The following is a 23,426-nucleotide window of genomic DNA, read 5'->3' as shown; positions in this document are numbered from 1 at the left end:
TTTGTGAAAATTTCTAAAATTATTCTATATGATGAACCTACAGTACCTCAAATTCAATTAAAAAAATTAGAGAGAATCATCACAGATACATTTCCAGTAAAAACAGAGATAAGAAAAAATTTCTTTGCACAACACGATCAAACAATATATGAAAAAATTGCAAGTTGCAGGATTTTTGATTTAAAAAAACCGTTTAAAACACACCTACCTTCAACATATGAAACCCAAATGGAAATTCAAAACAAAGACATGTCAAACAAAAAAGAAATGATTCTGTACGACGGATTTGAACTTCAGAAAGTCATCAAAGAGTTTATTCCTGTAGACGAAAATCAAGATGATATTTTTCAAATAATTTTTACAAACAAGTTAACATGTACATTTGATGAAGGAGATTATAGATACCATGCAAGAACATGGATTGGTCCAAATCCGGTAATCATATCCACTACAGGGATGATTGAAGCTCCTGCAAAACCAAAAAAATACTATCTTGATTTGATGACTAATTTTAATGAAGAAAAAACTGAAGAAATTAAAGAAAAATACAAAGGAGTATTTTTAGATTATAATGATTCAAGGATATCGGAAATTAGTGAAGGATATGTTTTACAATCCATTATGTATTATGAAACAGGAGATACATTTTGTGAAGATAAAGAATGCAGACTATACAATGCACACTGGCAAAAGGAACTGATTCATTCACAGGTAGAAAACAAAAAATTTTGTTCCAAACATCAAATCAAATTCAAGGAATTAACATCTCAAGTATGAATTGATTGGATAAGAGTTCTAATCTTTGCAGACGATTTTTTTAGAGAAGAGGATTCAGTGTCATCAAGTTTGATTTTCTGTATTTCAGATATTCCATTTTGATCAATTTTTACTGGAACACCCATGGCAACATCGCTTTCACCATATTCACCATTAAGAACAACAGAAACGGGGATTTCAAGATTGTTTTTCTGCAAAATAGAATTAATGACGTCAAAGGTATTTTTGGCAATTCCAAATTGAGATCTGCTTTTATAATTTCGTAACTTTTTCCAATAATTTCGAACATTTTCTGTAATTACATCACGTGTATCAATCATAGAGAAAAGAGGATTACCGCCAACTTTTACTCCAGAAAAAACAGGTACCATCGAATCACCATGCTCACCTAAGACAATTGCATTTGAGATTGAAGATTGGGGAACAGATAATGTTTCAGATATGTAATAGCGGAATCTACTAGAATCTAAGCTAGATGCAATGCCAATCACCTTGAATCTATCAAAATTAGTTTCTTTTTGGAAGAAATATGTTAAAACATCAAGAGGGTTTGAAACAATTAGAACTATTGCAGAAGGGCAATACTTCTTAATTTGTTGTGCAATTTCTTTAATCATTTTTACTTGTGCATCTATATTTTCAGTTCGGGCTTTTTTGTACATACTAACACTTGCAGCAATCACTACAACATTAGAACCAGATAATCGGGAATAATCATCAGTTCCACTGATAGAGAATTTAGAGTTTGCAGGGATAGCACTTGCAATATCTAATGCTTCACCAATTGCCTTTTTCCTATCTCTATTTACAAGCAAAACATCATCTAGTCCATGAGATACACAAAGAAATGCAATTGAAGAGCCAACTCTTCCGCTACCAACAATGGAGATCAAAATGCAATATTTCCTCTATTTGACTATCAGTACAGGGCATTTAGTTTTTTGGGAAACACCATTAGCAACACTTCCTAAAAGTAATTTATCAAAACCAGTTCGGCCATGAGAACCAATTACAATCAAATCATGTTTACGAGATTTTGCAAAATTTACAATATCATTTACAACAGATTTGGATGCAATTATTTGTGATTTGATAGAAACGTTGTTTTTCTTTGCAGACATTTCTAATTTTTCAAGATATTTTTTAGAAACTTTTTTCTGTTTTTTAATTAGTTCTGCATCTGCACGGGCATCATAGTATTTGTGATGCCAGGCATCACCTTCAATACAAGTTAGTAAAGTAACTTTAGAATTATAATTTTTAGCAATATCCAATGCGACTTTAAATGCCCTAGTAGATTGATTTGAAAGATCAAATGGAACAAGAATATTTTGAAACAAGGTTAAATCTCCCTCTTACGAATACTTTCTCGTTGACGCTTATCATCATGTTTGGATAATTCACCTTCTAGTTTTCTACATAAATTATCGGCAATTTTTAAAATGTCCCAATCAGAATCAGTATAGATTAACTGGTTTTTAGATGTTAGAACAGTAGCAGTAACATCATAATGTGTTCTAGTACCCTCAGTATTTTGAGATTTTACAGAAATTTTTGCTTCAATAATATCAGGCAATACTTGTTTAACTTTTTCCAAAGAACCAGAAAATTTTGATGAGAGAACTTCATTTGCAGGTTCATCAGTAGATAGTCCAATAACATACACGGGAACCAAATTAGTCATAATTCAATAAAATACCACAGAATTAAAAAGTCAGCATAACAATTACCAACTATGATTTTCAAAATTGATATTGTTAATGATATATTTATCAAATAGTTAGAAATGTTTGTAATGAATATCCAAAATCTAGGATTATCAGAATTAATTTCTAATCCAATTACAGTTAGTCCTAACACATCGTTATTGAAAACAAGAGAGATCATACTAGAGAAAAAAGTAAAAAGAGTAATTGTAATTGATAAAAAAAATCCAATAGGAGTAATTACAGAAAAGGATATTGCAAAAAAAATCTATGAACTAGGAACAAAACCAATCAATTCAGTCAAAGCAAAAGATTTCAAACCTAAAAATCTGTATACATTAACTAAAGAAGACTCTGTCAAAGATTGTGCAAAATTAATGAAAAAACACAGAATTAGTTTAGTGATCATACTTGGCAGAAACAAAACACTTCAAGGAATTGTAACAAAGACAGATCTAGTAAAGGCATTTCTAACAAAAAGCTCAGATTCAATCAAAGTTTCAAAGATTATGAAAACAGAGGTTATAACAAGTGCCCCAAGTGATCCAATCTTACACATTGAAAGTTTGCTTATCAAATATGGTATTTCAAGAGTAATTATCAAAAGAAATCAAATTCCAGTAGGCATAGTAACCTTCAGAGATTTTGTTCCTGCTAAAATTCCCCAATGGATTGCAGAATCTGCAGATCCTAAAGAAGTTCAAGAGTATAAATTCAAAAAAGGATTAAAAGAAATGCATTCAAATCAGATGAGTTATCTCTTTCCATTTCATGCCACAGACATCATGTCCACCAAACCAATTACAATCAATGAAAATGATGAAGTTAAGCAGGCAATAACTAAAATGATCAAATATGATATTAGTGGCCTTCCAGTAGTAAAAAATTCAAAATTAGTAGGGATTATTACAAAAACAGATATTGTAAATGCGTTAGCTAGTTGATTTTATTTTACGATCAATACAGAACAAGAAGAAGACTGAGAAATTTTATTTGAAATGCTGCCAAGTAGTAATCTAGAAACAGAACCTAACCCTTTATTTCCAACAATAATTAAATTACATTTTTCTTTTTTTGCAGTTTTTTGAATTTCACTAACGATGTTTCCTTCTTTAAGAAAAGTTTTTGCAGTAATTCCTCTTTTTGCTAATTTTACATTTGCTTTTTTTAATACTTTAGTACCAAATTTTCTTAGAATATCTAAATACTCTTTACGATCAAGCAGATTAATCGGAAGGGATTTTTCTACAACATAAATCAAAATTAAACTAGAATCAAATGTGTTAACCAATTCACAAGCCCGTTCTAATGCCTTTTCAGAATAAACAGAACCATCAAGAGGAACAAGAATTTTCTGAAAATTGTTACTCATTTTACGACAAGTACAGGTTTTTTGGATTTATGTAAAACATAATTAGAAACACTACCTAGGAAAATTTCTTTTGCAGAACTCCTTCCACGAGCTCCAATAACAACCATATCAATTTTATTTTTAGAGTTATTTGCAAACCTTGCAATATCATAACCAGGGTCTCCTGCAATTGCCTTACCTGTAAGTTGAATTCCTTTTTTTGCAGCTCTGATTTTTGCATCACTTAGTAATTTTTTAACTTCAGTCATAGAAGTGAAATCTAAAAACCCTAAAGGATGAATTGCATATATTCCAGGCACAGATTTAACGGCCAATGCAGTAATAGTTCCATGAGACTGTCTTGCAATATGAATAGCCATATCTAACCCACGAATTGAATTTTTAGAGCCATCAAGAGGAACAAGAATTTTCTTTGTTTTAATTGCCATGTAGAACCTGTGTAGTTTTTTAATTTTAAAGAATATAACGATTACCTAGGTTGATTTTCAAAGATGATAATTTAGAAATTATCTCATATAATTGATTTAAGATTCTGTTGTGTGAATAACACATTTGTAAATGATGTAATGAGCAAAAATGTACTTACTTTAGAGAAATCATCTACAATACAAGAAGCTGCAGAACATATGAAGCGATTGAGTGTAGGATGTGTTATAGTGACAGATAATGACAGTCCTATAGGAATTATTACAGAAAGAGATTTTGTAATAAAAGTTGCAGCAGAAGGCAGACCATTATTTACTGAGATTAAAGAAGTGATGTCATCTCCTTTGATCACAATAGATCCAGAAGAAACGATCTGGGAAGCGTCAGAAGCCATGAAAGAAAAATCAATCCACAAACTACCTGTGAAAGAAAATGAAAAAATTGTAGGAATCATCACAACATCAGACATTGTAAGAATTTCAAGTGTTGGTTCAGATTCAGAAATGCGAAGAATTTGTGATCAAATTCTTTTAAGAATGGAAAAAGAGTAATCAAAAGGATATTCACTTAAATTATTGGAATTAAGACTAGTAGCATCATGATGGCAGCAGATGCAGATGCATCAGTTTTAGAGATTAAAGATGATGAACCAAAAATTCCAGACAAAAATAAAACAAAATATGATGTAATTATCATAGGTGCAGGACCATCAGGATACACTGCAGGAATTTATTGTTCAAGAGCAGGTTATGATACATTGATTTTATCAGGCATTTTACCAGGAGGACAGCTGGTAAACACAACAGAAGTTGAAAATTATCCAGGATTTGAAAATGGGATCATGGGTCCAGATTTGATGATTGATATGAGAAAACAATCTCAAAGAATGGGGACTACAATAGTAGATGATGTTGCAGTAGATGTGGATTTTAGACGAAAACCATTCAAAGTTTTAACTGCATCTGAAGAATATGAAGGACGGGCAGTGATTATTGCAACAGGAGCCAATCCTAGAAAATTAGGATTAGAAGGTGAAGAAACGTTTGGAGGTAAAGGAGTATCTTATTGTGCAACATGCGATGGACCATTCTTTAGAAATCAAGAGATTGTTGTTGTTGGTGGAGGAGACTCTGCAATTGAAGAAGCAACATTTCTTACTAAATTTGCAACAAATGTTCATCTTGTTCACAGACGAGGGGAACTACGTGCAAGTAAAATTATGCAAGAAAGAGCATTAAACAATGAGAAAATTAAATTCCATTGGGATTCAGCAGTTATTGAAATTAAAGGAGATCAAAAAATGCAACAAGCAGTTTTAAAAAATCTAAAAACCAATGAAGAAACAACTCTTGATGCAGGAGGATTGTTTGTAGCTATTGGGCATGAGCCAAATACTCAATTGTTTAAAGGTCAAATAGATTTAGACGAAGAAGGATACGTAGTACTAAAAAATAAAACGTATACCAATATAGAAGGAGTTTTTGCAGCAGGTGATGTACATGATCGAAGTTACAGACAAGCAATAACAGCTGCAGCTTTTGGATGTATGGCAGCAATTGATGTTGATAAATATCTCACTGAAAGTGCAGATAAATGAAAAATGCACAATGCAAAAAATGTCTGAATAAATTTCATGAAAAAGAGATTTACACTATTCAACAATTTCAATATAGAAAGGAACCACCATACAAATGGTCAGTGAATTATTTTAAAAAATTAGGAATTACAGAGTGGGATTCTTTTTGTGAAGAATGCATGTCAAAATATTCAGAAGAATCACAAAATACATGGGCAAAGTCAAAAATCTAAACTCTTTATTGTCAGATGAATAAAACAAAAACAATGAGAAATAAACCAGAAAATCTAAAAAAAGAGGCTAAAGAGCACAGTGACAACCTAGCAAAATTAGGCATGGCATTAGGAGAAATTCAATTCAGTTATAGAATTGAAGAAAAAGTAACTAAAGAATATTGGAAACAAAGAATAGAAGATTTTGAAAAATACAACAAGAAAGGTTTAGAGTATTACAATCAAGTTCATGCAATAATGGATTTAGTAAATAAAGAAGAGTCTCAGTTGTTTCTTTTACGAATTAGTAAATGGAGACAATTAAGTACTATATTATTAGAGACAATGGAGAAAATTAAAGACAATCCTTCAATTATAAATTCTAAAGATAAACAACAAAGTCATTGGAGTAGAGAAATTAAAAATCAAATTACAGATCAAAGTAATCAATGCTTACGACATGAGATGGATATGAATACATTGTTCAGAGAATTTTACGATAAACACTTGAAAAAAATTCTTGAATAATTATCAATAAGCCAATTCAGACATGTATTTTGCATCTTTTAAAGAAGTATCAAATTCTTCTTCAGTCATTACATTTTGAGTTGCATATACACTTTTGAATTTCCTACCATCATCAGCAAAAATTCCAACTACGCATGCATCTCCTTCAATAGGATATTTTTTCATGCATGCATATACAGCAGCAGATGAAGGACTTATCAAGAGTTTGTCTTTAGTATAGACTTCTTTTACAACAGAGAATGCTTCGTCATTATCAACAGAAACCCAGTCATCGACAACATTTTCTCGTTTTAAAAACAAATCAGGTTTTGCTGATTCTTCAAAATTCCTCCAACCTTGAATCAAATGGTTTTGTTGAGGTTGACAACCAATTATTTTTACATCAGGATTTTTTTCTTTCAAAAAAGCACCAATACCGGTGATTGTTCCACCAGTACCCACACCAGTAAAGAAATGAGTTACTTTACCTTCAGTTTGTTTCCAAATTTCAGGTCCTGTTCCAACATAATGACCTTTAAAATTTGCTTCATTGGCATATTGATTGGGAGAATAATAGGTATCAGGTCTAGATGAAGCAATGGATGTAGCAAGTGCAATGCTTTGATCAGTTCCAGCACCAACTTTTGGACACAAATCATCACTTGTTTCAAATACTTTAGCACCCAATTTTCGAATAATCTCTTTTGTTTCATTACTTGCTTTTTCAGGAATTACAATTTCGACTTTATAGCCTAAAACATTTGCAATTCCAGTTAACGCAATACCAGTATTGCCAGAAGTAGGTTCAATGATTATGCTTTTTCCTTTTGTCAGAATCCCTTTTTCTTCACCATCTTTAATCATCCAATATGCAGCTCGGTCTTTGACAGAGCCAAATGGATTATGACCTTCTAATTTTGCAAAATATTCTACATTATCATGTGAAAGCGAATCTAATTTCACAAGAGGTGTATTGCCTACACGATTCAAGACATCAGTATCAGTGACAGCAGTCATGATTAGAATTATTTCACCTTTTTAATTTTAAAAGTAATTGTTTCGCCATCTTTAGACAGATCTAGTAATTCGTGGCCATTTCTTGTAACCCATCTCGAAATATCGTCTTCTGCAGCTGGATCATCAGCAGATACAATTATGATTTCACCTACTTGCATTCTTTCAATTTCAATTTTTGTTCGAAATACAGGTTCAGGGCAAAACAATCCTGTTGCATCCAATTTTTTTTCAGTAGATTCAGACATCAGTAACTAAATGCTAAAGAGCGATTTGTCATATTAAAATCTATTTTAACAAGTGAAATTGTAGCTATAACAAATTAGCCTTACCATGCATTATACGCATAAGAGTTGTGAGAAAGGAGTTATTTCTGAAAAAAGTATTCAGAATCCACATCTGAGCCAATTGATAAGTTGGAGTATTCTTCAGGATTTAATGAATAGCAAACACGGGGTTCAAACTGAATTACGTTTACCTCTTTTTCTGAAAGAGATTTGAGCTTAGGAGACGAGTTTGATTTTAAGACTTTGTCTATAATTAAATTTTTTATTTCAGATTTTACAGGTTCATCAGTAATAAAACTAACAATTCCTCTAAACTGATATCCTTTCAGTTCATCTTTGTTAAAAACAGAAACAGTAACCAAAGGATTTACTTGCATGTTTTTGTATGATTTATGTTTGAAAAAATCCAACCAATAAATTACATCTTCATCAACATGAAAGAAAATTCTAGGAGAAACATTAACAAATTTATTGCCACTAATCGTTCCCACTACAAAAATTCCCTGAGTTTCAATAAACTGAATAATAGGGTCAGGGATTTTTACCATAGATTAGGTATTAATTTTAACCGTATTAAATTAGACATCTAAATTTCAAAAATGGTGATAAGACATTATGAAAATTTAGAGATAAATCATTTTTGATGTTACAAATTACCATCAGATATTAATAGAAAACAGACGTAAAATAAAAAAAATGGAATATGAAAATACGTGTAAAAATATATTGAATTTTGATTCAAGTATTCGCTTTTGTGGAATTATAAACGATATCTCAAAAAATCCAGAAGATAAATTTCTAAGCAAGGACGAAATGATGATGTCAATTCATTACACTTTAGACAGATCGGGTAAGAATACAAATCTAGCACATAAGATAGGTAATGAAAAATCAGCTGTAACAGAATATGACAAAGTTACAATGATCACCATCCCGATAAATAAAAATGAACTAATGTTAATCAGCACCGAACCAGAAGCAGATTATTACAAAATAATATCTAAAGCAAAAGAAATTCTCAAGTCGAGTTAAGATTTATTCCAATAACTAAATCTTCTTTATTTTTTGAAATATCTTAAATGCAGTTTTTCCTACTTTGATTTGTTTTAAAACTTTCAAAGTAATTTTCAACATCTTAAATCCAGCAAAAACAGGCATAAAAATAAGTAAAATCATCTCAAGCCAATATTTTTTTAGAAAAGTTTTGGTATTTCGTATTTTGATATAGGCAATCACCAACTCCAATGCCAAAAGACAAACAATTATCCAAAAAATAACATCAAATACGAGTTTGGATTCATATGTAATTTCAAAAAGAGGGGAAGGTAATCCCAAATACGAATGCTCAATATTTATCAGTCCAAAAATATACAATAACATCAATGAAAATGTAACAAAGCTTAATCGTCTTTTAAACGATGGTGAAGACAATAAGATCATGGCAACTTTGGTGTCAAAGCCTTTCTAAGCATGTAAACAATTAGTTTTGAAAAAGGAACAGGTTTTTGTAATTTTATTATCATATCAGATTGAATCACCCTTAATTTTTTTACAAGGTCATCGTCCAATACAATGGTCACTTTTTTTGCCATTTCATTCATAAAAATAATTGGATGATTAGTCATTGTCAGCTACTCAGCTTACACGTAATGTGTTGTTTTTACCACATACTATGTATTATTAGCATTAACAATAACCATGAAAACAAATATCTCAACATGGGACATGATGGTTCATGCTCCTTTCAAAAAGGTCGTCAAATTCGATCTTCTATGCATGGGAATGGGCATAGTGATGGGAATAGGAGCTGGAGCATATCTTGTTGATAGCGGAATTTTAGGCTAACAACACTATTTTTTTATTCTTTTATTCTTTTAGCTTGCTTTCTTTGAATATGTCAGATCCATACCAACAATATCTGAAATAATCAAGACACCATTCATGAAACAGTGGATCATCAGAATAAAACATTTCAGTTATGTCTGGTTCACCTTCATTTCCAGGGAACATTACACATGCTTCTTTTTCATTAAGAACAAGCGTAGTTTGAATTTTTGCAACCATTCTACGTTCAACCAATCCTTTTTCAATTAATTTATCAAATCCCAATTTTTTCAAAAGAGCCTTTCTTCCCTTTGGAACAACTGTAGATTCTGAAAAAATATAATGGAATTTAACACCATTTTTTACTTGCTTTACAAGAGGTTCAATAATGTCAAGAGGCACCTCAGGTATTACCTCATAAATATAATCTTCAGAATTTTTATAGATATTTTTCCATTGTTCTAAGACTTTGGATACTCCTTTGACACGATTACTAATTGCAAGTTGACCACATCTCATATTGAATTTGTTAGGAATATCGCCAAAATCATGATTCTCAAAGTATTTCCTGTTTTGCATAAGAAACACTAAAGACGGAACTTGGGTGCAAATACTTTTTCCAAATGTTGTTAATGCATATGTGCCATCCATTGTTTTTTTTATCAATCCATTTTTTTCAAGACGGGTGAAATTCCTATGAACCTCCTGTCTTGTTGCATCAACTTCCTTAGCACAGGTTGAAGGAGTCAAATTTTTACCCAATAATTTAAACAGAATATTCAGTCTTTGAGGACTGGAAAGCTCCAGTACATAATCTGCAGTCTCATCAATCAGATCAACCATACACTATCAATTTACACATGTACTAAAAAGCTAGTTGAAATTTAGATTTGGCTCAGGCATACAGCAGTTTATTTTTGATACCAAGAACAAGACTCTAAAGAATCAATCTCCAATATCATATCTTCAGCTTTTTTTACGATAGCAAATACAGACTTGTATTCCTCATACATCTCAGATTCTTCTTGTTTTGTCAATACCTGAGCCTCAGCATCATCAAAAAACTTGTTTTCTTTGTGTAGATGATCTTTGAGAAACACACCATATGCTTTGAGATATCTTGAAACAGGTTCTCGTTCATCAGATCCAGTTTTCCATAGTTTAAGATGACGTGAAATCAGTCGTGCCACATTTCTACCAAATTCATGTTCTACTAGAAACCTATGAATTTCATCTTTTAGAGATTCGTGACTTGCAACACAAGGAAAATAGAAATCCTCTTCCCTAGAATGGTGAATGGTATCTACAAATTCTGAAATTACAATAGTAATCTTTGTCAAATCAGAAAAAGGGATGTCAGTCCCTTGTTTTAATTCATCAGAGCATTTGAAGACTATTTTTTCTAGTCGTTTTACCTGATCATGATCTGCACGTAATTGATTTGTAGCACTCATGTAACATCAACCAATTATTTTTCGGATAAGAAATTCATGAGAATTTCAGCAGCACCTGAAGTATCGCATGCTTCCAACCTATCTAGAAGATAAGAATCAGTTTCTATTTCATTAATTTTTTCTCTAAGTTGTCGATATTTTTTAGCATCATCATAGTATTGTAAAATCTGTTCAACAGTATCTAAATCTGTTTTATTGTCCTCAAGTTTCAATTCTAAATCTTCTCTAGATAATAACATCACAAAATATTCTCCAACATATTATTTAAAATCACAATACATCTTTCAACGATGACATCAAGCCAATTATTTCACAGAAACTGTACCAGTCATCCACGGATGTAAGGTACACAAATAATCAATTTCTCCAGGATGTTTGAATGTATAACTCCAAGTATTTCCTGCTTGAATAAATCCTGAATCAAAAGAATCTTCATTATCTGTTACAGTATGCACTACAGAATCAACATTAGTCCAAGTAACTGTAGTGCCAGAGGATATTTCAATTGACGTAGGGGCATAAGATTCTACAATGTCAGGATTCCAAGAATCTTTAGCAATTGTTATTTTGTCAGTGTTGATTTTTTCAGCAGTACTGACTTTGACTTCTCCAAGATTTTCATAGATGATTAATTCAGGAGCCTCCAGTGTTTTAATCAAGTCTTCTTGCCACTTGATCATTGAATAACTTCCTTTGTTATTGCTTGGTGTTTGAATATCCTTTAATGATGAATCATCTTCTAACACCTCAATTATCGCCATAGAGCCACGTTCTTCCTGAATGCCATGAACATGAAAGAGGTATTTTCCAGGAGTATCCCAAGTTGCTTCAATTATTGCAGTATCACCATTTCCAATCAAATGAGTTTGTGCAAAATAAGGTTCATTCCATAGAATCCCTGACGGATATACTTGCATGATAGTACTGTGTATGTGAAATGGGGATTGTAATACTCCGCCAATTCCTACTACGTAAAACCTATTCAATTCCCCAGATACAACCTTGATTGGATGATCCATGTATTGTCCTGCATATCCGTTAATTGGATAGTATTCTGTAAAATATTCCAAAGCATTGGTAGGATCAAACTCACTTAATGTGAAAAAATATTCTCTTGCAGGTTCCATTGGACGTATTGCAGGATCAATAATCATTGCACCAAACATACCCATCCTAACATGCTCAGATGTAGGAAATGCATGACAGTGATACATGAACAGTCCTGCCTCTTCTGCAACAAAATGATACGTGTATTCTTCGCCAGGCATTATCATTGGAAACACGCCATCATTTACGGAATCATGAGTTCCATGAAAATGAATAGTATGTGCATACGGAGTTTCGTTTACAAACTTGACTGTGACATCATCACCTTCTGAAAACCTCAGAGTAGGGGCTGGAACTGTTCCATTATACGTCCAAACTTTTGCCCGTACGCCAGGATTTACTTCAATTTCTGCATCTTGAGCAATCAGAGTATAATGCAGTGTTTGAGGATTTGGGTTTTCAAATTTGGGATAAATATCAGTCGATTCTGCAACACTTGTTTGAATTTCAGGAGATTGTATGAATGCAACAAATGCCAAGCTAATCCCAATCACAACTCCTACAATCACGTAGAGGGTAGTATTTTGTTTCATGTTCAGATATTACCTATAGTACCAAAGATAAAACAATAATCAGACTAGCTGTAAAAACATAGAAGCCATAGAAAGCCTTTTTGTGACGGGGTACAATCTGTTTTGTTTTTTGTTTAAGTAAAAAATTCATCATATCACACTCACTAGAAAAAAGCGAGAACATTGTGAAAAAAACTCACAATTTCTTTTGTGTCTAGGGAAATATTGTTCTCGCATGATTGTAATAGATAGTTAGAGATGATTAACCTTGGTAAGCTCTCAAGCTTACGTGTAAGCACAAAAACATACGACATACTATGACATACAAACACGATATACGAGTAGATGTCACGTAATTCAGGTCCACATCCAGCATGTATTGGAAAATGCAAAGAGTTTGAAGTTCAAAGGTCAAATTTGGGAAGAAGGTATCAATTAGGGCACAAGCGATGTCAGAAATGCGAGCAATGGCTGTTGTACGAAGGAGTGTTTTGTCCTTGCTGCAACAACCGTTTACGAACAAAGCCTAGATTCAAAAGATATGAAGGGGATGTTTCAAGAATTTGAACTGTTATTCAAAGTCAAGAAATCTCTTTTCTACATTTGTTTGAGCAAATTTTTTCAAATAAACTTACAAACTCTCGTCCACAATGGATGCATTTTTTTATAATTTTCATAATATTAGTTATGAAATAATTCTACAAAATCACAACCAATGCAGAATTTTGCTTGAATTTTTCTCCAAGGTTGTTTTGCATGAAGAGAGATGTTTGTATCACTTGTTTGAATCAAACTTGAACATTTCGGACATGTTTCCATGTTATACATTATCTTTCTAAATTATATTAGATTGTAAACTACATGAGTGATTTGTCATATGACAAGCTTACATTACAGAGTATAGACTTCAAATCACAATACATAATTAACTAATAATTATTGTAAAAACGCAATTGGTTGCGGAACAAAAAAAGAAAACAGAGACAATGTCATTTAGACTTGACAGTGAAAACCTAGAAAAACTTAGAGCCGAATCAGAATCTCAGGGAATTAGCTTAAACGTATTAGCAAATAAGATTTTTTCACGATATGTAGAATGGGACATGTTTGTGCCCAAAGTAGGTATGGTTCCAATAGCCAAGCCGATTGTAAGTGCATTGTTTCAAAAACTTTCAAAACAAGAAACAGTAGACATGGCAAAAAAAATTGGACAAAGCATTGTGTCAGATATTGCCACATTCATGAAAGGATCAATGGATCTGGATTCATTTGTGGCATGGTTTGTTACAAGAATGAAAATATCAGATTTTGAAATGAATCACACCATCAAAGATACAACGCACAATTATATCATTAAACATGATTTGGGATATAACTGGTCGTTGTATCACAAAACAGTTCTAGAATTGATTTTCAATGAAGGATTTGAGAAAAAAATCGATTTCGTCATCAAGGATAGAATGATGGAAATATCTTTTGAGAAATAATCACACAGCTTTCACGGTTCCAGTCATCCAAGGATGAAGCATGCAATAGTATTCATACAAACCAATCTCATCAAAAGTTTGTTCAAACGAATCACCAGACATCATCATTCCAGAATCAAAGATATCATCATTGCTTGTAACAGTATGAACAGAGATGTCCTTGTTTGTCCATGTAACAGTGTCTCCAGCTTTTATCTGAGTAATTTTTGGATAATATGATTTGTTTGATGACTTTACTGCAGAGCCTTCTTCCACTTCACAAAGAGTTGTTTCAACTATCTGTGAAGTATCAACATCATCTGACGTAGGGACATTATGTTGTCCATGATCAGATGAAACTACAGACGTTTGGGTAATCTCTGCATCAGGATCAGGTTGTTGCAAACTATTTGCAATCTCTTGCTGCCATTCCCACATATCAATAGATTTAGTTTTTGCAACATCAACGCCATCAACTGCATCAGAAGAGGCATCTCTTACATCAAAGTAAGCCATAGTTCCCTTTTCTTCTGGTACTCCATGCAAATGGAATAGGTATCTTCCAGGCTCTTTCCATTTTGCCTCAAAGATTGCGGCATTTCCAGGACTTACTTCCCATGTCTGTGTCTTGATTGGTTCATTTTCCCAGATTCCCGAAGTAATTGTATCAAATATCGTTCCATGGATATGGAAGCCAAAGGCTGCAATTGCCCCCATGTCAATATAGTATAATCGGACTAGCTCGTTGGTTTTTGCAGGCAATGGATTTGTCCAGTATTGGTCAGCATAACCATTGAAAAATACGTAATCAGGAGTCCATGTTTCTTGATTTTCCAAATCATATTCTCCTTTAACTAAGACATATTCTCGTGCGGGTTCTAATCCTTCTTTAGGATCTACAATGAATGCCCCATACAATCCATTTCGTATGTGTTCAGATACAGGCATTACATGACAGTGATACATGAATGCCCCAGCAGGTTCGGCGATGAAATCATAGGTGTAAGAATCGCCTGGAAGTACTTCTTGGAATACACCATCATTTTTCTCATTATGATCTCCATGAAAATGCATAGTATGTGGAAGTTTGCCATTGTTGATGAAATTGATTATTACTCTGTCACCTTCAGTTGCTCGCAAAGTAGGACCAGGAATGGTTCCATTGTAAGTCCAAGCTTCAATTCGTTTGCCAGGTGCAATCTCGATAGTAGTATCTTCAGCAAACACAGTAAAGGTTCGTGTGACTGGGGGATTTTGGATAGAAATATTTTCTGCATATGATACTGAGGGGGTCTCAGAAACAATGAACCACAAACCAAACGCCACTCCAAAGGAGACTAGTGCTGCAATCATGATCATATTTCTATCCATGAATCATAATTCTGCATATTACATTTAACAAGGAAGTTTATTCTGCAAACATTTGCAAACATTGTAATACAGTGTTCTTATGTATAGTGATTTTCTTTAATTTGTCTTGGCACCAAGATGCAAAGGACATTGTATAGATTTTAAGATAAAACGATTTGATGGAGGAATCAAATATCAAAATGGATTAAAATGGTGCAGTGTATGCTCCAGATTCATTAAGACAGATCTTGTTCGATGTACTTGTTGCAATACAAAACTTCGAGTAAGGGCAAAAAACAGAATCTATCAAAAAAAGATCCAGAGGATTTGACATGACGTTTTCAAAAAATGAAATCTCAGATTGGTTTAATTACAAACTCTTCAAATTAAGATCATGGAAATTAAGGGAATGTACATGCTAAAGACACCAGAATATACTGAAGAAAAAATTCAGGAATCACTCAAAATGCTGTATGCAGATAGGCAAAACGAATTTCGCACAATAGCAGAAGCATTTCTAGGAAAAGATAAGCTGAATCAAACCCCAGAATGGAAAGAATTTGTATTGAATTTCTGTCTGGATGTAGAGGACTCCTTTAAGACATGGTCTAATCAGAAACAGCCATCTGCAACATCGCCTCAGAAAGCCCTGACCATCCTAAGACAGGTGGGCAATGGTATGGTATCGATGAACCGACTCACACACATACTAAACATTTCATACGATCTTTCAAAAGAATTTAAGGAAATTTACAGACGTTTGAAATAGATCAAATATTTTACATTTCAATTAACAATGGGTTTTGTTTACAAATGAGTAGGATGCTTTCTCTAGGAGAAGTCATTTCTTCGCATAGACCATAAGTTCCGTCAGTATCAGTGTTACTAAGAATAATTCGAGTAGCATCACAGACCAATAGTCATTTTATGAGTATTGGTTTAATGAGAACTGTTCATTGTTAAATGAACATTAGTATTACAGTTGGTCAAAGATCAAACAATATCTTACTCGTGATGATTAACTAGAAACGTCACAAGTTGTATTTTGAAGCAATTTCTAGTCAAGATGGACACTTGAAAGTATGATTATGGCTAAAATATGCAGATATAAAATTTAAGAAATTACTATAATATGAACAAGATTAAATCAGACTATCTCAAAAATACAGTATGACTAATGGTGTTTTTAGTGCATTTGAAGAAGAAATGAAATTAAAAGGAAAATTCTCAAAAATTTTTACATTCAATCATGAGGTGGAAGGAGAATCTGTAGAAGGAGTAATTCAATTACGAGAAACACAATCAGAATACAAAATAGAAGAGGATAGAATTCTGAATTGTGAATTAATTGATTATATTCAAGTTGGAAGACATACTAGAGATAAAGATGAAGACACAGGAAGATATTCAATTAAAATAAAATATTCTTTAGTACCTAGATTATTTACTTTTCAAATAATTAATGATAAATTTGTAAGAACAAACAACATTAAAGAACGTCCAATAGTCATTAAAGCTCTATCAATTGCATTAGGAGGAAACAAGAACACTGCAAGGCCCGTACACTTCAACATGCAAAAATTAGAAACAGATTTTCCGAAACATAAGAAAAGTAATGTGAAAAGATCAGGATTCTGGCAAGGAGGAACTATTCATGGAATAGACATAGCTAAAGATCCCCTACTTGCAAAAGAATATGCTCAAATGTTAAAAAGTTCCATTACATTTGAATCAGGATATTTTGAGAAAATGAATCTAAGTGTATCAGTTTCAAAATATGGAGGAGTTTCACTAAATCTAGATGAAGGTGATGATATTTCAGATAGTCAATTTATTGAGTATTTCATTAATGAGTTAATGGATTACGTTGTATTAGGTAAAGTGATTAGGCGTAGACGTACTTCTTCAGAATTTGAGTAAGGTTACGAGGAGTATGAGAGAGAATGGTTGTAGTGTTTCCACTCATAGTGATTTGATTATCTTCAAATTCAAATTTCTTTTCATTATCTATAGATACATCATTTAGAATATTGTTGACAGTACATACAACATAAGATTGCCCAACTTCTGCATTTGGAAATAATTTTGTTCTAATAATTTCTTGAATTTTTTCAGATATTGTGACAAAATCATCCAAATTGTGTATGTTAGAGGTACCTTTGATATCCGCATCCATCTCAATTGTTACATTATATGGAATACTTTGTAATTCCTCATCTTCAATTTCCAAATATTCTTTCTCAATTGAAATTATAAGTTTCATTCCAAGTTTATTTGAACGGATTTTTAGGAACCTTGGGTGCATGCTGACTTTATCTATTTTATCATAGGAGATTTCATTTTTTATTTGATCAAAAATATCATTATTCATTTTTCCTTGTGGAGGTTCAAGATAATTTTTTAAATAAACTGCATTTATTCCAACATCATTTCCTTGAATTTTTAATATCATTCTAAAAAATAGTGTTTTGAATTTCCTTCTAATCTTAGGAATTACAGCTGATATGACAGAAGGGATTAAAATTCCCAGAATCCATAAAAACCAAGCATAATTTGTATAAAACTCACTAAGGGATTCAATCAGACTCATACATTATTTACACGAATCTTGAATTTATAGGAATGGTATAACGAAATATTAAATTCATAAAATAAAAAAATCTTAAAAATAAGACAGGATCCCACACAACCAAAATTTAGAATGAATGCTTAATTTGCTAATCCTTTCAACAATTCATCCAAATCCCTAGTTGGAGCATATTCATATGTTGGCTCTGCATACTCTACAGTAAACACCTTGTGCCATCCTTCACCTTCAACTGCCCCTTCAAAGTGCTTATCAGGCGGTATTATCGGATGGATTGGTTCTTCATAGTAAATTTCCTCAAATTCTCCGTTACAGAGAGGACATTTGGTGATTCTGGGCTCTTTATCAACAGGCAATTCGCTATAAGAGAGACTGCCAAACCAGGTAACAGCATGGTATCCTTTCTGAATACCACAATGAGATAACAAATAGCAAAAAGTTTGAAATATAGAATTTCGTTCTTCTGTTTCTTTGATATACCATTTGTATCGCCCAAAGGCATTTTGAATGTCGGATGATTTACCAAATCCCACTAGATGAAAATGAGGTGATGCATACCATCTTCGTGTTTTCTTATCAAACTTGAATGGATGGAATATTACTGATGCACCATGAATGTTTCCAAGTTTTAGTATATGACTTAGTCTTTGACGTAATATTTTGATTGGAGTATGTCTTTGTTCTACAGGTACTGCAAATATCAAATGGATTGGTTTTTGGTTTGATTTTTTCTCAAAAGTTTCTATCCTTCTTGTTGAGGCATTAGCTTGTCGTACAATCCAGTTGGTATAACATGACTTACATTTTGCACGATAACATGAACGACGAAACTGTTTAACATATGTTAATCTCCCTTTGCCTAGTTTTTCATGGACATCTACTTTGTTACAACCAACAGTTTTCCACAATCCACACCAATCATGTGGCTCTTCTATTGCAGGAAGCTTCCAACCTTGATGTTCTACTTCTAACCAGTTAGTAAGAAACTTTGATTCTGAAACAAACTCTTGTGTATTTTTTAAAGTAGAATTACTTTGCTCAAAGGCAGGACTCATAAACTTGAACAAAGAATGATTGGTCATTTTAGTTCTGTAAATAATTTCTTAAAATGTCTTCAACTGTATTTTTTTGAGTAAATTTGAATTTAGCTAAAATGAATTTTTGGAATGAGGGTTTGTTTAAGCAACCCTCACAAACTAAAAGAGGTAAATCTCCAGTACCTGCACCGTCATAAATTACAATGTAAGATTTTGTGTTATTACAACATTCTCTAAGACTTTCAAGAATTTTTGATTTCATGTCCAACCTCCAATTTTTTGATTATCAGACCTTCAGTGGTTTTCTCAATTACCAGATAGGATTCAGAATCAAGTTTTAGATCTAAAGCAAATTTTTTTGGGATAACCATGGTATAGGAACTCTTGCCAGTAACCCAGATTTTTGAAATCTCAGTATCTCTTTTCATTATAGATAATAATAGACTTATGTAACAATATGAGTAGATGTTACATGAAAAAAGGGATAATTAAAGGGGTTCAGAAGATCAAAGATGAAAAAAGTTACATACCTGATGAGACACTTGTGACCTTTATTCAGGATTGGTTACATATTCACAAAAAAAGAGAGCGATTAACCAAAGAAGGAAAAGAACTATCATCAGAAGACAAGAAGAAATTACGAGCCCTAGACAAAAAGAAAGTAGATTATATCGACAATACGATTTTTCCAGCTTTTGCAAATTTAACTTACTTCTTTGAAGCCATGGCAGCTAGCCCAAGATTAGCTAAGGGATTTGAAGAGGAGCTTGAAGAGATACTAGATCCTAGAAAATCAAAAGATGCTGCAACATTTAGTGGAAACAGAATGAGAATGAGCAGCATTCAATTTAGAAATAACAATCTTGCAAGATTGGTTGATGCTGCATTATCAATTCATATGAAAAATTATGAGAGAGGCAAACCCATTACAGATTTCAGAGTGGGGCTAATGTATCAGATTCTAGGAATTATAGGAGATTATATGGATACCGTGATAAGCAACGAATACTCATCTAGTCAAATTTGGTATTCTTTTCATGATGACTTTAAGAGAATGTTAGGATGGATGGCTTTACTTACAAGAACCATAAAAGATACACCAAAAGAATATGATAGAAAATTACAATTCCAACCAATATGGTTTTCAAACAAGACTCCAACAGGAGGATGGGATTTCTAAGAAAATTATTTAGATTCTTGAGTTTTTGAAATCAGTTCCATTTTGTGTGTAAGTATGTCAATCTTTGATTCCAGTTCATTAATTTTGGTTGATTGATTTTCTGAATTTTTCTTTTCAACTTCCAGTTTCTTGTTTCTAGACTTTAATCTTTCAGAGTCAGATATGGTAAGATCAGAAATTCCTTTTTTAAATTCTTCAAACAAATCATTTCGTGTTGGTGTAAGATAGACACCGTCTAGGTTAATCTTGTGTCCCATTAGTTTTTCAATTATTGCAGGATTGATTGTCTTGTTTAGCTTGAGAACAGTGTTGAATCTTTTTCTAAACCCATGAATGGTCATTACATCAAACCGTCCATCAGTTTTTTCTCTTTGTAGTGCTGTGGATGTGACCAGTCTATGGATAATTGTTCTCAGATTGGGCTGACTGATACTCCTAGGTTTGGCTATACCTATACTATATCGTTCTCGGAATAGAGGGTGATTTTTGTCGAGTTTTTCTCCATCAGAAGATCTTCTTTCAAGATATGAACGCATGTATGATGCAGCCTCTGGATGAAGAAATCCAACATACTCATCATTAGTGCCTTCATAAAACATTACTGCCAAACAATCATCGGGCATCTCAGTTAGATTACCAATTTTTAGATCAGGTATCGCACCGATTCGACACCCAGTAGAAGCAAGAAAGTGAATGAGTGTTTTTGTACGTAGTTCCTTGGTAGATTCCAATATCTTTTGAATATCAGTTGTTGACCAGGCATTGCGACCCTGTATCTTTTCAGATGCAGGATACATTTTTCGAATCTTTCTAAAATTGACTCCATCAAGATCATTTACTATACAAAATAGCTCAATGGCTGCAAAATGAGTTCTGATAGTTGCAACTTTGACTGATTTTTTCAAATGAAACAGATAATCTTCAAGCATTGTTTGTAATGGTTTAGGTTCCACTGAAAGTAATGCATCAATTCCTTTTAGCTTGTAATAATCTACAAATCTTCTAAGACAATAATTGTAAGTTTTTCTAGTAGAATCGGATTTTATGCTATTTTCAAATAACAAAACAGCCCTGGAACTCATATTATGTATTAGGGGCTAATTTATTTAAGCTACACTTCACGTAGCTATAAAATCTATTTGAGTTTATCTTGCCCGATTTTTGGTCTTAACAAAATTTCAAAACCATCATCTAAAAAGATCTTCATTTTCAGGACGAATTAATTTGTCAATAGAACATTCTTCGAATTCAAAAGAATAGTCACGAATAATTGCAAAAGGACATTTCAAAGATTTTCCCATCACCAATTCAGAAGACGATGCAAGTTCATCAGCAACTGCAATTGCAGTAACTCGCAAAATTTTGTTAAAAGAATCCAAAGTTCCTTCATAATCTAAAATTGGGTTTAGTCCAGATACTCCTATTGCATGATTGGTTTGTCCAAGTCTAAATGAACGACCAAATGTATCAGAAATAATTATAGCAATATTTTTTCCAGAACGTTCAAAAATTTTTTTCCGAATTAATTGTGCAGATTTATCAGAATCGACGGGTAGCAGAGTTACAAATCCCTCTTCAACATTGCTTTCATCTATTCCAGCATTTGCACAAATAAATCCATGATGAGTTTCAACAATTAAAATTCCACGAGACATCCTAACAATTTTCTTTGATTCAGATAAAATCAATTCAACAATTCGAGGATCTTTTTTGTATTGAGACGCGATCCCTTGAGCCAACAAGGAAGGAACAACGCTGGACAAGCTTACTAATCTTTTTTCTTGTTTGGAGATTACTTTTTGGGCAATTACTATAATATCCCCGTCATTTAGGTTGTCAAATTTTAGTAAAATATCAGAAAGATCATCAGAAGGACTGATTTCTTTTTCAAAATGAACAGGAATAATTTGCAAGTAAAATATCTAAAGCAGAGGACTAAAAAATTGTTTATGCAGGAGTGACAGCTTCTAATTCAAGCTTGTAGTGTTTGTTGATTATATCAATAATTTTAGAAAGATCTTTTTCTTCCAGAGTTGTAGTTGCCAAATCTTTTACAAGATCTTGTGCTCGATAGGCAATTCCCAATCCACAAATATCAAATAATTTTACATCGTTTGCGCCATCTACCACACATACAATATCTTCTTTTTTCTCTCCCCATTCTTCAATTTTTATTCTTGCAGATTTGGATTTATCAGAATCGACGTTAATGGTGACGCCATCAAGTTTTCCATCTTTGAATAACAATTCATTTGAATAAACATAATCCAAGCCTAATTCTTTTTGTAATCGTTCCATCATCAAAGTGAATCCGCCAGATACAGCCATCAACTTCCATCCAGCAGCCTTTAATGCTCTACAAGCTTCTTTTGCACCTGTCATTATAGGTAAAGCATCAGAAACTTCTTGACAAGTTTTTTCATCTAGTCCTTTTAGTGCAGCTACTCTAGTTCGCAATCCTTCTTCCCAGTTAATTTTTCCTTGAATTCCTTGTTTTGTAATTTCCCAAATTTCATCTTGTTTGTTGAGTTTTTCTGCAAGAATTGGGAGATATTCTTCATCATACAAAACTCCCTCAACATCAAAAATTACTAACAATAGATTTCTGATTTGGAAAAAAATCGCTAATTATATTAAAGTTTAAACTGCTTTTGGATCTAAAAAACGCTAATAATAAATCACCGAATGTTTTCTAAAGGACATGGCTGATGAATTAGACCGTAAATACGAAGTAGAAATACAAGAAAGAGAAGGAAGACAAAAATTACCAGATCCAGTTAAAGAAGAACTAAAAGCATCAGGCATGATGGATGAAAAAGGAAAATTGAAATTAAAAGGAGTCAGTCCAAAAATGCTCAAAAGGATGAAGCAGGAATTTGTAGAATGTCCTGTTCTAAAAGAAGATATTCATTTCATCCAGTGTTTTGTATGTCCAAATTTCCAAAGCAGAGTAATGGGAAAAGTACTTTGTAAAGGCGACAAATTATAGGATTCAAATTATCACGAAAGGCTCATTAGTTAAATTAATTCAT

36 protein-coding genes are annotated in these 23,426 nt (G+C 32.7%); 13 read left to right on the top strand and 23 right to left on the bottom strand.

The genetic code is table 11. The annotated features are described in order from the left end of the window. The first annotated feature begins 3 nt into the window (after positions 1 to 3). Positions 4 to 777: a DUF6775 family putative metallopeptidase gene (locus K5781_RS09135; protein ID WP_297443229.1), complete on the top strand. Its 774-nt coding sequence runs from the start codon at positions 4 to 6 to the stop codon at positions 775 to 777. On the opposite strand, the gene K5781_RS09130 is transcribed toward K5781_RS09135, so the two are convergent. The 3 genes from K5781_RS09130 to K5781_RS09120 are packed head-to-tail and all read right to left on the bottom strand — an operon-like array spanning position 768 to position 2,461. Further along, on the bottom strand, positions 768 to 1,670 hold the full coding sequence (locus K5781_RS09130; protein ID WP_297443226.1) for a lactate dehydrogenase: 903 nt from the start codon (positions 1,668 to 1,670) through the stop codon (positions 768 to 770). The genes K5781_RS09135 and K5781_RS09130 overlap by 10 nt on opposite strands. A 15-nt stretch (positions 1,671 to 1,685) precedes the next feature. After that, positions 1,686 to 2,117, bottom strand: coding sequence for a universal stress protein (locus tag K5781_RS09125; RefSeq protein ID WP_297443223.1), 432 nt, complete (start codon positions 2,115 to 2,117; stop codon positions 1,686 to 1,688). Between the two features lie 2 nt (positions 2,118 to 2,119). After that, positions 2,120 to 2,461, bottom strand: a complete 342-nt coding sequence (locus K5781_RS09120) for a hypothetical protein (protein WP_297443220.1) — start codon at positions 2,459 to 2,461, stop codon at positions 2,120 to 2,122. A gap of 111 nt (positions 2,462 to 2,572) precedes the next feature. Here K5781_RS09120 and K5781_RS09115 point away from each other — a divergent pair, with 111 nt between their 5' ends. Next, positions 2,573 to 3,427, top strand: a complete 855-nt coding sequence (locus tag K5781_RS09115; RefSeq protein ID WP_297443217.1) for a CBS domain-containing protein — start codon at positions 2,573 to 2,575, stop codon at positions 3,425 to 3,427. Between the two features lie 2 nt (positions 3,428 to 3,429). Here the strand turns inward: K5781_RS09115 and K5781_RS09110 are convergent, their stop codons facing one another. Together K5781_RS09110 and K5781_RS09105 are read right to left on the bottom strand one after the other, a co-directional pair. Further along, positions 3,430 to 3,855 carry a universal stress protein gene (locus K5781_RS09110; RefSeq protein ID WP_297443214.1) on the bottom strand — a complete coding sequence of 142 codons (426 nt, stop codon included), beginning with the start codon at positions 3,853 to 3,855 and terminating at the stop codon, positions 3,430 to 3,432. Then, entirely contained in the window at positions 3,852 to 4,283 is a 432-nt protein-coding gene (locus tag K5781_RS09105) for a universal stress protein (protein WP_297443211.1), read from the bottom strand. Before K5781_RS09105 ends, K5781_RS09110 begins: the two co-directional genes overlap by 4 nt. 111 nt (positions 4,284 to 4,394) lie before the next feature. On the opposite strand from K5781_RS09105, the gene K5781_RS09100 reads away from it, so the two are divergent. The 4 genes from K5781_RS09100 to K5781_RS09085 are packed head-to-tail and all read left to right on the top strand — an operon-like array spanning position 4,395 to position 6,597. Continuing rightward, on the top strand, positions 4,395 to 4,832 hold the full coding sequence (locus tag K5781_RS09100; protein WP_297443208.1) for a CBS domain-containing protein: 438 nt from the start codon (positions 4,395 to 4,397) through the stop codon (positions 4,830 to 4,832). 47 nt (positions 4,833 to 4,879) lie between these two features. After that, positions 4,880 to 5,878 carry a thioredoxin-disulfide reductase gene (trxB, locus tag K5781_RS09095; protein WP_297443205.1) on the top strand — a complete coding sequence of 333 codons (999 nt, stop codon included), beginning with the start codon at positions 4,880 to 4,882 and terminating at the stop codon, positions 5,876 to 5,878. Then, the gene (locus K5781_RS09090) at positions 5,875 to 6,090 is read left to right on the top strand and encodes a hypothetical protein (protein ID WP_297443203.1); all 216 of its coding nucleotides are present in this window, start codon (positions 5,875 to 5,877) and stop codon (positions 6,088 to 6,090) included. Before trxB ends, K5781_RS09090 begins: the two co-directional genes overlap by 4 nt. A gap of 33 nt (positions 6,091 to 6,123) precedes the next feature. Then, on the top strand, positions 6,124 to 6,597 hold the full coding sequence (locus K5781_RS09085) for a hypothetical protein (protein WP_297443248.1): 474 nt from the start codon (positions 6,124 to 6,126) through the stop codon (positions 6,595 to 6,597). A 3-nt stretch (positions 6,598 to 6,600) separates the two neighbouring features. Here the strand turns inward: K5781_RS09085 and K5781_RS09080 are convergent, their stop codons facing one another. The 3 genes from K5781_RS09080 to K5781_RS09070 form a co-directional block, all read right to left on the bottom strand. Continuing rightward, positions 6,601 to 7,593, bottom strand: coding sequence for a cysteine synthase family protein (locus tag K5781_RS09080; protein WP_297443200.1), 993 nt, complete (start codon positions 7,591 to 7,593; stop codon positions 6,601 to 6,603). Positions 7,594 to 7,601: 8 nt separating this feature from the next. After that, positions 7,602 to 7,838, bottom strand: a complete 237-nt coding sequence (locus K5781_RS09075) for a sulfurtransferase TusA family protein (protein ID WP_297443197.1) — start codon at positions 7,836 to 7,838, stop codon at positions 7,602 to 7,604. Positions 7,839 to 7,957: 119 nt separating this feature from the next. Then, on the bottom strand, positions 7,958 to 8,425 hold the full coding sequence (locus tag K5781_RS09070; protein ID WP_297443194.1) for a pyridoxamine 5'-phosphate oxidase family protein: 468 nt from the start codon (positions 8,423 to 8,425) through the stop codon (positions 7,958 to 7,960). Positions 8,426 to 8,573: 148 nt separating this feature from the next. On the opposite strand from K5781_RS09070, the gene K5781_RS09065 reads away from it, so the two are divergent. Continuing rightward, positions 8,574 to 8,909, top strand: coding sequence for a hypothetical protein (locus tag K5781_RS09065; RefSeq protein WP_297443190.1), 336 nt, complete (start codon positions 8,574 to 8,576; stop codon positions 8,907 to 8,909). A gap of 15 nt (positions 8,910 to 8,924) precedes the next feature. Here the strand turns inward: K5781_RS09065 and K5781_RS09060 are convergent, their stop codons facing one another. Together K5781_RS09060 and K5781_RS09055 are read right to left on the bottom strand one after the other, a co-directional pair. Next, positions 8,925 to 9,317, bottom strand: coding sequence for a hypothetical protein (locus tag K5781_RS09060; protein WP_297443188.1), 393 nt, complete (start codon positions 9,315 to 9,317; stop codon positions 8,925 to 8,927). After that, entirely contained in the window at positions 9,314 to 9,502 is a 189-nt protein-coding gene (locus K5781_RS09055; RefSeq protein ID WP_297443186.1) for a hypothetical protein, read from the bottom strand. The genes K5781_RS09060 and K5781_RS09055 overlap by 4 nt, the downstream gene beginning before the upstream one ends. A gap of 73 nt (positions 9,503 to 9,575) precedes the next feature. Here K5781_RS09055 and K5781_RS09050 point away from each other — a divergent pair, with 73 nt between their 5' ends. Then, positions 9,576 to 9,722 (top strand): hypothetical protein, encoded by a 147-nt coding sequence (locus K5781_RS09050; RefSeq protein WP_297443183.1) that lies wholly within the window; start codon positions 9,576 to 9,578, stop codon positions 9,720 to 9,722. A gap of 21 nt (positions 9,723 to 9,743) precedes the next feature. Here the strand turns inward: K5781_RS09050 and K5781_RS09045 are convergent, their stop codons facing one another. The 5 genes from K5781_RS09045 to K5781_RS09025 form a co-directional block, all read right to left on the bottom strand. Then, entirely contained in the window at positions 9,744 to 10,544 is an 801-nt protein-coding gene (locus K5781_RS09045; RefSeq protein WP_297443181.1) for a transcriptional regulator, read from the bottom strand. Positions 10,545 to 10,612: 68 nt separating this feature from the next. Further along, the gene (locus K5781_RS09040; RefSeq protein ID WP_297443179.1) at positions 10,613 to 11,155 is read right to left on the bottom strand and encodes a hemerythrin domain-containing protein; all 543 of its coding nucleotides are present in this window, start codon (positions 11,153 to 11,155) and stop codon (positions 10,613 to 10,615) included. A 14-nt stretch (positions 11,156 to 11,169) separates the two neighbouring features. Then, the gene (locus tag K5781_RS09035; RefSeq protein WP_297443176.1) at positions 11,170 to 11,394 is read right to left on the bottom strand and encodes a hypothetical protein; all 225 of its coding nucleotides are present in this window, start codon (positions 11,392 to 11,394) and stop codon (positions 11,170 to 11,172) included. Between the two features lie 66 nt (positions 11,395 to 11,460). Then, positions 11,461 to 12,795, bottom strand: coding sequence for a multicopper oxidase domain-containing protein (locus K5781_RS09030; protein ID WP_297443173.1), 1,335 nt, complete (start codon positions 12,793 to 12,795; stop codon positions 11,461 to 11,463). 660 nt (positions 12,796 to 13,455) lie between these two features. Beyond that, a complete protein-coding gene (locus K5781_RS09025; RefSeq protein ID WP_297443170.1) occupies positions 13,456 to 13,593 on the bottom strand; it encodes a hypothetical protein in 138 nt (45 codons plus the stop codon). Positions 13,594 to 13,727: 134 nt separating this feature from the next. Here K5781_RS09025 and K5781_RS09020 point away from each other — a divergent pair, with 134 nt between their 5' ends. Continuing rightward, positions 13,728 to 14,261 (top strand): hypothetical protein, encoded by a 534-nt coding sequence (locus K5781_RS09020; RefSeq protein WP_297443167.1) that lies wholly within the window; start codon positions 13,728 to 13,730, stop codon positions 14,259 to 14,261. Here K5781_RS09020 and K5781_RS09015 read toward each other — a convergent pair whose 3' ends face one another. Next, entirely contained in the window at positions 14,262 to 15,611 is a 1,350-nt protein-coding gene (locus K5781_RS09015) for a multicopper oxidase domain-containing protein (protein WP_297443163.1), read from the bottom strand. Positions 15,612 to 15,984: 373 nt separating this feature from the next. On the opposite strand from K5781_RS09015, the gene K5781_RS09010 reads away from it, so the two are divergent. Both K5781_RS09010 and K5781_RS09005 read left to right on the top strand, forming a co-directional pair. Continuing rightward, the gene (locus K5781_RS09010; RefSeq protein ID WP_297443160.1) at positions 15,985 to 16,359 is read left to right on the top strand and encodes a hypothetical protein; all 375 of its coding nucleotides are present in this window, start codon (positions 15,985 to 15,987) and stop codon (positions 16,357 to 16,359) included. A 401-nt stretch (positions 16,360 to 16,760) separates the two neighbouring features. After that, positions 16,761 to 17,510: a hypothetical protein gene (locus K5781_RS09005; RefSeq protein WP_297443157.1), complete on the top strand. Its 750-nt coding sequence runs from the start codon at positions 16,761 to 16,763 to the stop codon at positions 17,508 to 17,510. On the opposite strand, the gene K5781_RS09000 is transcribed toward K5781_RS09005, so the two are convergent. The 4 genes from K5781_RS09000 to K5781_RS08985 form a co-directional block, all read right to left on the bottom strand. Then, positions 17,476 to 18,180, bottom strand: a complete 705-nt coding sequence (locus tag K5781_RS09000) for a hypothetical protein (protein ID WP_297443154.1) — start codon at positions 18,178 to 18,180, stop codon at positions 17,476 to 17,478. The two genes, K5781_RS09005 and K5781_RS09000, sit on opposite strands and share 35 nt — an antisense overlap. Before the next feature lie 119 nt (positions 18,181 to 18,299). Then, a complete protein-coding gene (locus tag K5781_RS08995; protein WP_297443151.1) occupies positions 18,300 to 19,232 on the bottom strand; it encodes a hypothetical protein in 933 nt (310 codons plus the stop codon). A 28-nt stretch (positions 19,233 to 19,260) separates the two neighbouring features. Next, positions 19,261 to 19,476, bottom strand: a complete 216-nt coding sequence (locus tag K5781_RS08990) for a hypothetical protein (protein WP_297443147.1) — start codon at positions 19,474 to 19,476, stop codon at positions 19,261 to 19,263. Continuing rightward, positions 19,457 to 19,642, bottom strand: coding sequence for a hypothetical protein (locus K5781_RS08985; protein ID WP_297443144.1), 186 nt, complete (start codon positions 19,640 to 19,642; stop codon positions 19,457 to 19,459). The genes K5781_RS08990 and K5781_RS08985 overlap by 20 nt, the downstream gene beginning before the upstream one ends. Positions 19,643 to 19,686: 44 nt before the next feature. On the opposite strand from K5781_RS08985, the gene K5781_RS08980 reads away from it, so the two are divergent. Further along, positions 19,687 to 20,394 (top strand): hypothetical protein, encoded by a 708-nt coding sequence (locus tag K5781_RS08980; RefSeq protein ID WP_297443140.1) that lies wholly within the window; start codon positions 19,687 to 19,689, stop codon positions 20,392 to 20,394. Positions 20,395 to 20,399: 5 nt separating this feature from the next. On the opposite strand, the gene K5781_RS08975 is transcribed toward K5781_RS08980, so the two are convergent. The 3 genes from K5781_RS08975 to serB form a co-directional block, all read right to left on the bottom strand. After that, positions 20,400 to 21,476: a site-specific integrase gene (locus K5781_RS08975; protein WP_297443137.1), complete on the bottom strand. Its 1,077-nt coding sequence runs from the start codon at positions 21,474 to 21,476 to the stop codon at positions 20,400 to 20,402. Positions 21,477 to 21,581: 105 nt separating this feature from the next. After that, positions 21,582 to 22,307 (bottom strand): coenzyme F420-0:L-glutamate ligase, encoded by a 726-nt coding sequence (gene cofE / locus K5781_RS08970; RefSeq protein WP_297443134.1) that lies wholly within the window; start codon positions 22,305 to 22,307, stop codon positions 21,582 to 21,584. Between the two features lie 34 nt (positions 22,308 to 22,341). Next, a complete protein-coding gene (gene serB / locus K5781_RS08965) occupies positions 22,342 to 22,992 on the bottom strand; it encodes a phosphoserine phosphatase SerB (RefSeq protein ID WP_297443131.1) in 651 nt (216 codons plus the stop codon). A gap of 103 nt (positions 22,993 to 23,095) precedes the next feature. Between serB and K5781_RS08960 the strand changes: the two genes are divergently transcribed. Next, positions 23,096 to 23,383, top strand: a complete 288-nt coding sequence (locus tag K5781_RS08960; protein ID WP_297443129.1) for a hypothetical protein — start codon at positions 23,096 to 23,098, stop codon at positions 23,381 to 23,383. The last annotated feature ends 43 nt before the right edge of the window (positions 23,384 to 23,426 follow it).

Origin of the sequence: Nitrosopumilus sp. (genome assembly GCF_025699255.1) — an archaeon.
In the GTDB taxonomy this organism is placed as follows: domain Archaea; phylum Thermoproteota; class Nitrososphaeria; order Nitrososphaerales; family Nitrosopumilaceae; genus Nitrosopumilus.
Note: the sequence above shows the minus strand (reverse complement) of the source record. Positions and strands in the feature narration are given on the sequence as shown.

Bases quoted from the DNA above. Each gene is read 5' to 3' on its own strand.
- K5781_RS09105 (WP_297443211.1), bottom strand. From the start codon at position 4,283: ATGGCAATTAAAACAAAGAAAATTCTTGTTCCTCTTGATGGCTCTAAA.
- K5781_RS09085 (WP_297443248.1), top strand. From the start codon at position 6,124: ATGAGAAATAAACCAGAAAATCTAAAAAAAGAGGCTAAAGAGCACAGT.
- K5781_RS08995 (WP_297443151.1), bottom strand. From the start codon at position 19,232: ATGAGTCCTGCCTTTGAGCAAAGTAATTCTACTTTAAAAAATACACAA.
- K5781_RS09050 (WP_297443183.1), top strand. From the start codon at position 9,576: ATGAAAACAAATATCTCAACATGGGACATGATGGTTCATGCTCCTTTC.
- K5781_RS08960 (WP_297443129.1), top strand. From the start codon at position 23,096: ATGGCTGATGAATTAGACCGTAAATACGAAGTAGAAATACAAGAAAGA.
- K5781_RS09005 (WP_297443157.1), top strand. From the start codon at position 16,761: ATGACTAATGGTGTTTTTAGTGCATTTGAAGAAGAAATGAAATTAAAA.
- K5781_RS09115 (WP_297443217.1), top strand. From the start codon at position 2,573: ATGAATATCCAAAATCTAGGATTATCAGAATTAATTTCTAATCCAATT.
- K5781_RS09035 (WP_297443176.1), bottom strand. From the start codon at position 11,394: ATGTTATTATCTAGAGAAGATTTAGAATTGAAACTTGAGGACAATAAA.
- K5781_RS09090 (WP_297443203.1), top strand. From the start codon at position 5,875: ATGAAAAATGCACAATGCAAAAAATGTCTGAATAAATTTCATGAAAAA.
- K5781_RS09070 (WP_297443194.1), bottom strand. From the start codon at position 8,425: ATGGTAAAAATCCCTGACCCTATTATTCAGTTTATTGAAACTCAGGGA.
- K5781_RS09015 (WP_297443163.1), bottom strand. From the start codon at position 15,611: ATGGATAGAAATATGATCATGATTGCAGCACTAGTCTCCTTTGGAGTG.
- K5781_RS08985 (WP_297443144.1), bottom strand. From the start codon at position 19,642: ATGAAAAGAGATACTGAGATTTCAAAAATCTGGGTTACTGGCAAGAGT.
- K5781_RS09065 (WP_297443190.1), top strand. From the start codon at position 8,574: ATGGAATATGAAAATACGTGTAAAAATATATTGAATTTTGATTCAAGT.
- K5781_RS09110 (WP_297443214.1), bottom strand. From the start codon at position 3,855: ATGAGTAACAATTTTCAGAAAATTCTTGTTCCTCTTGATGGTTCTGTT.
- K5781_RS08990 (WP_297443147.1), bottom strand. From the start codon at position 19,476: ATGAAATCAAAAATTCTTGAAAGTCTTAGAGAATGTTGTAATAACACA.
- K5781_RS09040 (WP_297443179.1), bottom strand. From the start codon at position 11,155: ATGAGTGCTACAAATCAATTACGTGCAGATCATGATCAGGTAAAACGA.
- K5781_RS09080 (WP_297443200.1), bottom strand. From the start codon at position 7,593: ATGACTGCTGTCACTGATACTGATGTCTTGAATCGTGTAGGCAATACA.
- K5781_RS09075 (WP_297443197.1), bottom strand. From the start codon at position 7,838: ATGTCTGAATCTACTGAAAAAAAATTGGATGCAACAGGATTGTTTTGC.
- trxB (WP_297443205.1), top strand. From the start codon at position 4,880: ATGATGGCAGCAGATGCAGATGCATCAGTTTTAGAGATTAAAGATGAT.
- K5781_RS09120 (WP_297443220.1), bottom strand. From the start codon at position 2,461: ATGACTAATTTGGTTCCCGTGTATGTTATTGGACTATCTACTGATGAA.
- K5781_RS09045 (WP_297443181.1), bottom strand. From the start codon at position 10,544: ATGGTTGATCTGATTGATGAGACTGCAGATTATGTACTGGAGCTTTCC.
- K5781_RS09025 (WP_297443170.1), bottom strand. From the start codon at position 13,593: ATGGAAACATGTCCGAAATGTTCAAGTTTGATTCAAACAAGTGATACA.
- K5781_RS09010 (WP_297443160.1), top strand. From the start codon at position 15,985: ATGGAAATTAAGGGAATGTACATGCTAAAGACACCAGAATATACTGAA.
- K5781_RS09060 (WP_297443188.1), bottom strand. From the start codon at position 9,317: ATGATCTTATTGTCTTCACCATCGTTTAAAAGACGATTAAGCTTTGTT.
- K5781_RS09055 (WP_297443186.1), bottom strand. From the start codon at position 9,502: ATGACTAATCATCCAATTATTTTTATGAATGAAATGGCAAAAAAAGTG.
- K5781_RS08980 (WP_297443140.1), top strand. From the start codon at position 19,687: ATGAAAAAAGGGATAATTAAAGGGGTTCAGAAGATCAAAGATGAAAAA.
- K5781_RS08975 (WP_297443137.1), bottom strand. From the start codon at position 21,476: ATGAGTTCCAGGGCTGTTTTGTTATTTGAAAATAGCATAAAATCCGAT.
- K5781_RS09030 (WP_297443173.1), bottom strand. From the start codon at position 12,795: ATGAAACAAAATACTACCCTCTACGTGATTGTAGGAGTTGTGATTGGG.
- K5781_RS09000 (WP_297443154.1), bottom strand. From the start codon at position 18,180: ATGAGTCTGATTGAATCCCTTAGTGAGTTTTATACAAATTATGCTTGG.